We start from the raw sequence: 4,065 nt of genomic DNA on the forward strand, positions 1-4,065 counted from the left end.
TTCTCAGTGCTTGCAGCAGTAATGGAGGAGCTCCGGAAGCAGTGAAAGCGGATGCGAAAGCAAGCGAGGGCAAGAAAGTTCAATTGCAAATGTGGTTTTGGCAGGGTGCTTCATTCGAAAAAATCATACCAGAGTTTAACCGTACCCATCCCAACATCGAGATCGTGCCACAAATATACAAATGGGAAGACGCGCATAAAAAGCTCCTAACAGCTATGTCAGCCGGCTCAGGGGCTCCGGATATTGCGATGATCGATATTTCGCAATTGGATCAATTTTTGAAGTATCCAGATAAATTTAATGATCTTAATTCGTTTGGTGCCAAGGATTTGGCAAAAGACTATCTGGATTGGAAATGGAAGCAATCCACTGTCGGTGAGAAGCAGCTTGGTCTTCCGACGGATATCGGTCCGATGGTACTGTACTATCGTCAAGACTTATTCCAACAAGCTGGATTGCCTTCTGAACCTAATGACGTAGGAGCCAAAATCAAGACATGGGACGATTTCCTAGCTGCAGGCAAAACGCTTAAAGAGAAGACGGGAGCGGATATTTTATCCAATCCAAATGAATTATTCGGCGCCATTCGCGATCAAGGGGATGAGTTGTATTTCGATAATGACGATCAGCTCATCATCGAAAAGAATCCGCAAGTGAAGAAGGCTTTGGACTATTTTAAAAAGGCCCGTGATATGGGTATTGCAGGCAGCTACGATCAAAAGAATGCGCTTCAAGAGTATTCAGCAGCTCTGAACTCAGGCAAAATTGCCACGTACATATCAGCAGCTTGGGGCCGGGGACATGTCGAAACGCGGGCTCCTGATACGAAAGGCAAATGGCGCGCAGCCAAAATACCGGAAGGTACAGGCAACATGGGCGGATCGTTCCTGACGATTCCTAAGGAATCGAAAAATGCGAAGGAAGCCTATACCGCTATTAGTTGGCTAATCTCTCCTCAGCAGCAGCTCGAAGTATTTAAATTATCCGGTAACTTCCCTTCAACGCCATCTGTGTATGGGGACAAGGCTTTCACGGAAACGGGCTATGAGTTTTGGGGCAATCAGAAGCTAGGCGTGTTGTACTCCGAAGTAGCTAAGGACGTAAAAGTGCAGCGTAAAGGGCCGAACTATCAAACGGTTGCGGATATCATTGGTGACGGCATGCAAGCCGTAGCGGTTGATAAAACGAAAGATCCTGATAAGGAGTTCTGGTCACTTGTCGAGAAGGCCAAAACGAAATTGAAGAATAAATAAAGGCCAATAGGGGGCAATCTCGTTTCACTAACCCATGGCGGTGATGGAAGCGATATGGCTCCCTGAAGGTATATCTTATGAGGATAGGATGTGGAGCCGATGAAAGGGTTCAAAGCCCATCTGGCGCCCTACGTAATGATTTCTCCGTTTTATATTTTCTTTATCGCTTTCAGCCTGTTTCCCATATTGTTCTCGCTGTACCTAGCGTTTCATTCCTGGGATGGGCTGGGACCCATGGAGTTTGTAGGGCTCCGCAATTTCCGCAATCTGCTGACAGACGACCCGGAATTCTGGACATCAGTTGGCAACACTTTTGTTATCTGGTTTCTGTCCACCGTGCCTCAGTTATTCGCTGCGCTCGTGATTGCCTTTCTACTTAATGCAGCTTTCATGCGGTTTAAGGACTTCTATAGGGCGGTTTATTTTCTGCCTAATATTACTTCAATTGTAGCGGTTGCCATCATCTTCGGATCATTTTTTGGCAGCCAATTCGGTCTCATTAACGGCCTGCTGCAAGCGATAGGGCTACCCCGCATTGAATGGATCAATGATCCGTTCTGGGTGAAAGTTGCCATTTCACTCATGGTAATCTGGCGCTGGTCCGGCTATAATGCCATCATCTACTTGGCAGGTCTTCAGAGTATTCCACACGATTTGTACGAGGCTGCTACAATTGACGGGGCCAGCCGTAAGCAGCAGTTCTTCAGCATTACGCTTCCGCTACTGAAGCCAATCATTCTCTTTACGGTTATTCTCTCAACGATTGGCGGCATGCAGCTGTTTACGGAACCGCTTATTCTGGTTGGTAATACCGGCGGAGCGACGAAAGGCGGACTCACGTTGGTGCTATATCTATATAATCAGGCATTTGGCAACCAAATGTTCGGTTATGCTTCAGCTGTTGCGTGGATGCTATTTCTGATTATTGGCATATTTTCATTTGTGAATTGGAAATTCGTCTCAAGAGGGGAGGGGGTCTAGTGGTACCCTCAACTTCCAAAGTATCCTTCGGACGGGTAATCTCGGCTGTTGCTGTGAAAAAGACGAGAGCGCCAGGTACCATTTGGCTCCACGTTGTCATGATTGCCGGGGCGATACTGTCCCTGTTTCCATTCTACTGGCTGCTCGTCATGTCGACAGCGACAACGGCTGATATGTTCCGTTTTCCACCTCGGCTTCTGCCAGGGGATCAATTACTCATTAATATTGGAAAAGTGYTTGATCATGTCGGATTTTTCCGTTCATTTGGCAACAGTTTACTTGTTGCGGGTACTCACACGCTGTTGGTGTTGTTTTTCTGCTCTTTAGCGGGATTTGCATTTGCGAAATTCCAGTTTCCAGCGAAAGCACCGTTGTTCTTCTTCTTATTAGCRACAATGATGGTGCCGCAACAGCTAGGTCTCATTCCACAGTTCATCATTATGCAAAAACTTGGCTGGATCAATGATCTCAAGGCGCTTATTGTACCAGGAGCGGCCAGTGCGTTCGGTATCTTCTGGATGCGGCAGTATACGGCATCCGTTGTGCATGACGAACTTATGAATGCAGGTCGTATAGACGGTTGCAACTCTTTCGACCTGTACTGGAGAGTCGCACTTCCAGTTCTGCGACCCGCACTTGCGACTCTTGGTATCATTACCTTTCTAGGTTCGTGGAATGATTATTTGTGGCCGCTTGTCGTTATTTCGGTGCAGGAAAAGTTTACAATTCARATGTTGATTGCCTCTATGAATGGGGTATACAGCACTGATTATTCCATGGTCATGGCTGCTACACTAATGGCTACCGTACCGCTCATCATTGTATTTTCTTTGTTCAGCCGCCAATTTATTGCCGGTCTGATGCAGGGGTCTGTGAAAGATTAACAACTTGTTTGTGTAGAAGCGTTCACTCTATGAGTGGACGCTTTTTCATTGGGAAGGGAACTAGGGTCCGTTATATCTCTGAAAGGTACAATTGTCACGAGTAATGGGAACTGCGTGCCGCTATTTTGTCAATTTCGCTCGATGATTGTAACATGAACAATTCCTTACGTAAGGAAGGAATGCTCCCTATCATGTAGAATGAGAAAAAGATAAGAATGACGAATAACTTCCTGTTAAAAAATAATGAGGTGAGCATGATGGAAGAATCTACTTTAAAATTTTATGATGATCTTGCTGAAGGCTACCATCTTATTTATGAGGAGTGGACGAGAGCCATTTCTTGGCAAGGAGAGACATTAAGCAGAATCATCCGCTCCAAATTAACGACTTCGACTACCAAGGAGACCACACTATTGGACTGTTCCTGTGGGATTGGCACACAGGCAATAGGCTTGGCGAAACACGGGTTTAAAGTTACAGCTACAGATTTAAGTCCAATTTCCGTAGAAAGAGCCAAGATAGAAGCAGTATCTTACGGCGTTGAATTAACCGTTGGCGTTGCTGATTTTCGATCGTTGGACAAAGATATTTCTGGTATGTTTGATGTTGTGCTTTCTGCCGATAACGCAGTCCCTCACCTACTTACGGATGAAGATCTACTTAAGGCAGCCAGCAATATGTATGCAAAACTTCAAAATGAAGGTACCCTTTTGATTACATTACGGGATTACGATGAATTGGTAAAAACGAAGCCGAGAGCTACGGAACCTCGCATTTTCGATCAGGGTAAGCGCATTGTTTTTCAGGTTTGGGATTGGGAAGTAGAGTCAAATACGTATCTGACGAATCACTTTATCATGCAAGAAATTGACGGAGAATGGAAAACTAAGCATAATAAAACTAGATACAGAGCTTTGCTGCGTGAAGAATTTAGTCGTATGTTGAGT

The 4,065-nt window shown here is 45.4% G+C and carries 4 protein-coding genes; all 4 read left to right on the forward strand.

The window, feature by feature from the left end:
- A partial coding sequence (locus AC1DUA_RS27010) for an ABC transporter substrate-binding protein (RefSeq protein WP_477502708.1) occupies positions 1-1,253 on the forward strand: 1,253 nt, incomplete at its 5' end.
- Between the two features lie 99 nt (positions 1,254-1,352).
- Positions 1,353-2,234, forward strand: a complete 882-nt coding sequence (locus AC1DUA_RS27015) for a carbohydrate ABC transporter permease (RefSeq protein ID WP_477502709.1) — start codon at positions 1,353-1,355, stop codon at positions 2,232-2,234.
- A 98-nt stretch (positions 2,235-2,332) separates the two neighbouring features.
- On the forward strand, positions 2,333-3,118 hold the full coding sequence (locus AC1DUA_RS27020; RefSeq protein WP_477502711.1) for a carbohydrate ABC transporter permease: 786 nt from the start codon (positions 2,333-2,335) through the stop codon (positions 3,116-3,118).
- Positions 3,119-3,333: 215 nt separating this feature from the next.
- The coding region (locus AC1DUA_RS27025) for a class I SAM-dependent methyltransferase (RefSeq protein ID WP_477502710.1) at positions 3,334-4,065 on the forward strand (732 nt) is incomplete at its 3' end.

This window comes from Paenibacillus sp. 01T422 (assembly GCF_056398785.1).